This window comes from Rhizobacter sp. P5_C2 (genome assembly GCF_054049715.1).
This window is the reverse complement of record NZ_JBFULV010000020.1, coordinates 77357-83986: the sequence shown is the minus strand read 5'-3', so window position 1 is coordinate 83986 and position 6630 is coordinate 77357. Positions and strand designations below refer to the sequence as shown.

The window sequence follows — 6630 nt, the reverse complement described above, 5'->3', positions numbered from 1 at the left end:
CGCCCGCACCCGCACCCGCACCCGCACCCGCGCCCGCACCCGCACCCGCACCCGCACCCGCGCCCGCACCCGCACCCGCACCCGCACCCGCACCCGCACCCGCACCCGCACCCGCACCCGCACCGGCTCCTGCGCCCGCAGCAGCCATTACCTGGCCTGAGCCGGCAGCCATCGACTGGGGCACCGCGCTCAGCTCGGCGCAGTTGAATGCCAAGGCAGGCGTGCCAGGCACGTTCACCTACTCACCGGCGGTTGGCGCGAAACCCGAGGTCGGCGTCCAGTCGCTGACGCTCAAGTTCACGCCGCAGGACACGGCGAAGTACTCGACGGTGACGGTCGTGCAGAAGCTGACCGTCAACAAGGCTCAACCGCCGGCGAGATGGGACCTCCCCGCCGCCGTGCTCCAAGGCTCTGCGCTCACGGCCGCGCAGATCACCACGTCACCGTACGCGCTCTACGGCGTTCAGGGCACTGCCGATGCGGCGTCGTACATGACCATCGACGGCAAGCCCCTGGGCACCGCCACCACGGCCGCCGCCGGGACGGCCATCGTCCAGGCCACCTTCGTTCCGAGAGACGGCGCGCACTACAGCCCGGCGGTCATCAGCACCACGCTGACCATCAAGCCCGCGTCGACCACGGCCGCCATCGACTTCGGCGATACGAAGCAGACGATCCAGGGCTTCGGCGGCTCGGCGGCCTGGTACTACAGCAAGATGTCGGACGAGCGCCTGAACGTGCTGTTCGGCACCAGCCTCGCCGACAGCCTGGGACTGAACATCATCCGGCTGCGCATCGCGCCGGCGAATTGGAACGCCTCGGCCAAGACCGCCGACACCACGCAATGGACGGCCGAGCTGGAGAACGGCATCGGTGCCCAGGCGCGGGGAGCCATCGTCTTCGCTTCGCCGTGGTCACCCCCGGCGAGCATGAAGATCGTCAACACGGAACGCAGCAACCCGCTCTACAGCGGACGGCTCGACCCCGCGATGTATGCGGACTACGCCCAGTACCTGAACGCCTACATCCGCTACGCCGCCACGCGCAATGTGAAGCTGCACGCGGTGTCGCTGCAGAACGAGCCGGACTGGGACCCGAAGGACTACGAGTCCTGCCTGTGGAACGCCGACGAGATGACGGCCTGGGTCGGTGGCTACGGGGCGACGGCCATCGCCGGCACCACCACCAGGCTGATGGCGGCGGAATCGTTCTACTACTCGCAGGCCACCACCGACACGCTGCTGGCCGACTCGAAGGCAGCCGGCAACCTCTCCATCGTCGGCGGCCACCTGTACGGCGGCACACCGAACTACTCCAGCGCGGCGGCAAAGCTCGGAAAAGACGTCTGGATGACCGAGCACTTCCTGGACTCCGTCAACAAATCGGACGCGAAGACGTCTTGGCAGACCAGCATCGACGACGCCATCGCGATGGCGAAGGAAGTCCACGACGGCCTGACGCTGTCGCAGTACAACGCCTACGTCCATTGGTGGCTCGTCAACTCCAACGACGCGACGCCGACCGGCCTGATCGGCACGAACAACAAGCCGACCTACTTCGGCATCGGCCTGAAGCACTTCTCGTACTTCATCCGTCCGGGCTACGTCCGCTACGACGCGACAGCGCTGCCGCAGAAGGGTGTCCGCGTCTCGGCATTCGGCACACCCCCCGGCGCTGCCGACAGCAAGGCCGTGGTGGTGCTCGTGAACGAGAACGCGGCGGACGTCACGCTGACGACGTCGATCGCCCCCGCCGGCCGCTCGCTGACCAGCCTGACGCCGTACCGCACCACCGGGACCGCCACGTTCGCGCAACAGCCTGCGATCGGCGTCAGCGCGAACACGTTCTCCATTTCGCTGCCGGCCAAGAGCATCACGACGCTGGTGAACTGAAAAAAGCAGATCAAGACATGACACTCGACAAGCAAGACAATTCAAGCGCTTCCGCGGCCGGCACCAGCCGCATCGTGCTGCGAACGCTGATCGGCGTGGCGGTCGGGACCTTGGCGTCGTTTGCCGCCCATGCCGGCAATTGCGCGGACGCACCGGTCAGCGGCAAGACCTACACCATCGTCAATGAAGCAAGCGGCCTCGCACTCGACGTGCTGGGCTGGTCCAGGGACGACGGCGCCGACATCATCCAGTACCAGTCGAACGGCGCGGCCAACCAGCAATGGAAGCTCACCCAGGTGGCCGACGGATCGTGGTCGCTGCGGCCGGTGCACAGCGAGAAGGCCCTGGACGTCTACGGCTGGCAGACCGGCGACAACACGCCCCTCAAGCAGTGGGTCTACAAGAGCACCGCCAACCAGCTGTTCGCGCTGCGCAGCACGGGCGGCGGCGCGGTCAACATCGTCTCGAGCTACTCGGGCAAGTTCGTGACCGTGGGCGACGCCAATGCCTTGTCGAAGATCTACCAGGACGCCGACCGGTCGTCGGCGAAGCAGCGCTGGTACCTCAACCCGTTCGACGGCCAATGCGCCGGGACGGCGAGCGGCAGTTTCGGCACCTTCATGGGCCAGACCAGGCTGCTGATCGGCGCACAGATGGACGACTCGAGCGCAGCGGCAGCCCCCTTCGACGTGCGCTATTCCTATCTCGCCAGCCTGCCGGTTCCTGCCGACGCCTACCTGAAGGCGTGTCCGAGCACCCAGGTGAACTGGTGGGCCTGCTGGGACAACACGCATGCGCCGGCGACGCAGCTGCGCAACAGCATCGCTGCGAACAAGGCCGCGACCTGGCAGAACGCGGCCCGCCCGCGCGTGCCGATGTTCACGTACTACGTGATGAAGTCGGCCGCGGGCTACCAGGAAGGCGAGGCCGAGCTGGCGGCGATGAACGATGCGGCAACGCTCAAGCGCTACTTCACCGACTGGCGCTTCCTGCTGCAGACGATCGGCAAGGAACGCGTGATCCTGCAGATCGAGCCCGACCTGTGGGGCTTCGTGCGCGGCAGGAACAAGGATCCGCATGCCGTGCCGGCCCAGGTGGCGGCCGCCAATCCCACCGACTGCGCCCAGCAGGAGAACAGTGCCGCGGGCCTCGGCCGCTGCATGATCGCGATGGCACGCCAGTACGCGCCGAACGCAGCCGTCGGACTGCATGCCTCGTCGTGGAACCACACCGAGAGCGGCAACGCCGAGGAGATCGGCAAGTTCATGCTGGCGTTGGGCGCCGGCAGCGGCGACTTCGTGACCACCGACCCCTCCGACCGTGATGCGGGTTGGTACAAGGCCACCTACAACAAGGACACCTTCTGGACCGACCAGAGCTTCGCGGCCTACCTGGCCTGGAGCAAGAAGCTGGCCGAGGTCGTCGGCAAGTCCACCGTGATGTGGCAGGTCCCGCTCGGCAACTCGCAGCAGAACAACACGACCAACCACTGGCAGGACAACAAGGTGGACTACCTCTTCAACAACCTCGACAAGGTGGCTGACGCGCACATTGCCGGGTTGTTCTTCGGCGCCGGTGACACGCCCCAGACATCGCCGGAAACCGATGGTGGCCGACTGCTCGGCTGGACGCAGGGCTACGACAAGAAGGGCGGCGTGGGGCTGCGCTGATGCGCATTCGCGCCGTTGTCAAACCGACCCATTCAACACTTCAAGGGAGACGAACAATGAACACCGCATACATCTTCAAGTCCGTGAATCGCGCCATGGCCTGCACCATGGCAGCCCTCGGCCTGCTGGGTTCAGCCGGCCTGGCCCACGCGCAGATTGCCGTCGGCAAGCCCAAGTTCCTCGGCAACATCATTGCCGGCAATCCGCCGGGCAACTTCAGCACCTACTGGAACCAGGTCTCGCCGGAGAACGCCGGCAAGTGGGAGTCGGTGGAGCCGGTGCGCGGCCAGATGAACTGGAGCCAGCTCGACGCCGCCTACAACTACGCGCGCTCCAACGGCTTTCCGTTCAAGCAGCACACCTTCGTGTGGGGTTCGCAGGCGCCGAACTGGATCGACGGGCTGAGCGCGCCGCAGCAAGCCGCCGAGGTCGAGGATTTCATGCGCCAGTACTGCCAGCGCTACCCGCAGACGCAGTACATCGACGTGGTCAACGAGCCGCTGCACCAACCGGCCAGCTACCGCGAGGCCCTCGGCGGCGCGGGCTCGACCGGCTGGGACTGGATCGTCTGGTCGTTCCAGAAGGCCCGCCAGCATTGCCCCAACGCCAAGCTCCTGATCAACGAGTACGGGATCATCAACGACGCCAACGCGTTGAACCGCTACAAGGGCATCGTCAACATCCTCAAGTCGCGCGGCTTGATCGACGGCGTGGGCATCCAGTCGCACTACTTCAGCATCGACAACCTGGCGCCGGCGACGATCACGCAGAACCTGGACTCGCTGGCCCAGGCCGGCGTGCCGATCTACGTGTCCGAACTGGACATGACCGGTGACGACGCCACACAGCTGGCGCGCTATCAACAGAAGTTCCCGCTGCTGTGGACGCACCCGGGCGTCGCGGGCGTCACGCTGTGGGGCTACATCGAAGGCCAGACGTGGGTGGCCAACTCGCACCTCGTGCGCCGCGATGGCAGCGAGCGGCCCGCGCTGACCTGGCTCGGCAACTACGTGCGCAGCAACACCGGCGGCGGTGGCGGCGGCACGACCAGCAAGTCCATCGTCGTGCGTGCACGGGGAACCTCGGGCCAGGAGCGCGTGACCCTGCGCATCGGCGGCACCGCCGTGCAGAGCTGGACGCTCGGCAAGACCATGACCAACTACACGTTCACGACCAGCCTGTCGGGCGGCAGCACCGTCGAGTTCACCAACGACGCCGCCGGGCGCGACGTGCAGGTCGACTCCCTGAGCGTGAACGGCAGCGTGCGGCAAGCCGAGAACCAGACCTACAACACCGGCGTGTACCAGAACGGCCGGTGCGGCGGCGGCAGCGGCCGCAGCGAATGGCTGCACTGCAACGGCGCGATCGGGTTCGGCGACCTGTGAGCCCCCTCTCATCTGAACGGAGACCCGTCATGAAGAACACGATGAAGCTTCGCAACACGCTGTCGACGCTGGCGGCCTTCGTGCTGTCGGTGGGCACGCTGGTGGCAACCGCCCCGGCACACGCCGCCGTCACGGTCGACGGCAATGCCTGGTACACCCTCGTCAACGTCAACAGCGGCAAGGCGCTCGACCTCTACAACTGGATGACCGGCGACGGCGCCGAGTTCCGCCAGTGGAGCCGGCACGACGGCGCCAACCAGCAGTTCCAGCTGGTCAGCTCCGGCAACGGCTACTACCGGCTCAAGAACAGGCACTCGGGCAAGGTCGTCGACGTGTGGAACCTCTCGACGGCCGACGGGGCCGCCGTCAACCAGTACACCGACCACGATGGCGTCAACCAGCAGTGGCAGCTGGTCGGCACCGACAACAACGCGGTGCGCTTCATCAACCGCAATTCGGGCAAGGCGCTCGAAGTCGCCGGCGCGTCCACCGCCGATGGTGGCGACGTCACCCAGTACACCGACTACAGCGGCCGCAACCAGACCTGGGCGCTCGTGCCCGTCGGCGCCACCACGCCGCCGCCCGGCGGCGGACCCGGCAACGTGGCGCTGCCGTCCAGCTTCCGCTGGACCTCGAGCGCGGCGCTGATGGTGGCCAAGCCTGCCGCGCAGTTCCCGGAAGTGGCGATCAAGGACCCGTCGGTCGTGTACTACAACGGCCTGTGGCACGTGTTCTCCACCCAGGCCAAGGGCAACGGGTGGGGCCTCGAGTACCGCTCGTTCACGGACTGGTCGAACGCCGGGGCAGCAACGCCCTACTTCCTCGACTCCACCGCCATCGGAGGCGGATACCGGGCTGCGCCCTTCGTGTTCTTCCACGCGCCTTCGCGGCTGTGGTACCTGGTGTTCCAGAACGGCAACGCCGCCTACTCGACCAACCCCGACATCGGCAACCCGGGTGGGTGGAGCGCGCTGAAGACCTTCTACAGCGGCGTGCCGCCGATCGTCCAGCAGAACACCGGCAACGGTGGCAACTGGCTGGACTTTGCCGTGGCCTGCGACGCGGCCAACTGCCACCTGTTCTCCGCCGGTGACAACGGGCAGATCTACCGGTCGCAGACCACGCTCGCGAACTTCCCCAACGGCTTCGGCAACACGGTGATCGCGCTGCAGGACGCCGACCGCAACAAGGTCTTCGAAGCACCCCAGGTGTACAAGGTGCGCGAGACCGGGCAGTACCTGCTCATCGTCGAGGCCATCGGCAGCAACGGCCGGTACTTCCGCTCGTGGACCGCGAGCAGCCTGGGCGGAGCCTGGACGCCGCTGGCCGCGACCGAGTCCAGCCCGTTCGCCGGCGACGCCAACGTGAGCTTCCCGACCGGCAAGTGGAGCCAGGGCATCAGCCACGGCGAAATGCTGCGCAGCGGGTACGACCAGAACGTCGAGGTCAGTGCCTGCAACATGCGCTTCCTCTACCAGGGGCTGACGCCTGGAGCGAAGGACAGCTACGAGAAGCTGCCGTACCGCCTCGGCGTGCTCACGCAGACCAACTCGCCCTGCTGAGTCGTCCCGCGCGAACCCGTGAAATGCTCACGGGCGACTCCGCAAGTTCGGTCAGCTTTCCCGACATCGCGACCCACACACTGGCAGAAATCGAGGGCGCTGCATGTCGAGTGACACGGGC

General features: G+C 66.8%; 4 protein-coding genes. All 4 read left to right on the top strand.

Going from position 1 to position 6630, the window contains the following annotated elements; all coding sequences use genetic code 11:
• Positions 1–1892: glycoside hydrolase (locus ACXJLU_RS09935; RefSeq protein ID WP_489742102.1), on the top strand; the 1892-nt coding region annotated here is incomplete at its 5' end.
• 17 nt (positions 1893–1909) lie between these two features.
• Entirely contained in the window at positions 1910–3562 is a 1653-nt protein-coding gene (locus ACXJLU_RS09930; RefSeq protein WP_457330370.1) for an RICIN domain-containing protein, read from the top strand.
• Positions 3563–3618: 56 nt separating this feature from the next.
• Positions 3619–4947: an endo-1,4-beta-xylanase gene (locus ACXJLU_RS09925; protein WP_457330368.1), complete on the top strand. Its 1329-nt coding sequence runs from the start codon at positions 3619–3621 to the stop codon at positions 4945–4947.
• Between the two features lie 29 nt (positions 4948–4976).
• Positions 4977–6509, top strand: a complete 1533-nt coding sequence (locus tag ACXJLU_RS09920; protein WP_457330366.1) for a non-reducing end alpha-L-arabinofuranosidase family hydrolase — start codon at positions 4977–4979, stop codon at positions 6507–6509.
• Positions 6510–6630: the final 121 nt, after the last annotated feature.

Bases quoted from the DNA above. Each gene is read 5' to 3' on its own strand.
- ACXJLU_RS09930 (WP_457330370.1), top strand. From the start codon at position 1,910: ATGACACTCGACAAGCAAGACAATTCAAGCGCTTCCGCGGCCGGCACC.
- ACXJLU_RS09920 (WP_457330366.1), top strand. From the start codon at position 4,977: ATGAAGAACACGATGAAGCTTCGCAACACGCTGTCGACGCTGGCGGCC.
- ACXJLU_RS09925 (WP_457330368.1), top strand. From the start codon at position 3,619: ATGAACACCGCATACATCTTCAAGTCCGTGAATCGCGCCATGGCCTGC.